Raw genomic sequence first — 273 nt, 5'->3', positions numbered from 1 at the left:
AGCCACCAACCGACACGCGAACGTGAGCGACGCATGCGCGGCTTTCGCGACCCTAAACGCACACAGAAATTTCTCTCGTGGTTCGGACCGATTCGGCAACATTTCGCGCTCAAGCGGCATCTGCTGCGCGCTTCACTTTATCGCAAGCAACTCGCAGCTCGATTCGTTGCATGGCGCGAATTCGCCCAACTCGCCCAAAATCCGTCGACTGCTTTCTGATAGTCGTCACACCTGCCGCGTGCCGTCTCACTCTCGCTAACTTGACAATGCCCT

At 57.1% G+C, this 273-nt stretch carries 1 pseudogene; it reads left to right on the top strand.

The features are described from left to right. Positions 1–219, top strand: a pseudogene (locus GSQ93_RS17610) (IS6 family transposase); the annotation flags it as partial. Between the last annotated feature and the right edge of the window lie 54 nt (positions 220–273).

The organism is Burkholderia sp. S171, from assembly GCF_009766085.1.
Classification (GTDB): Bacteria; Pseudomonadota; Gammaproteobacteria; order Burkholderiales; family Burkholderiaceae; genus Caballeronia.
Note: the sequence above shows the minus strand (reverse complement) of the source record. Positions and strands in the feature narration are given on the sequence as shown.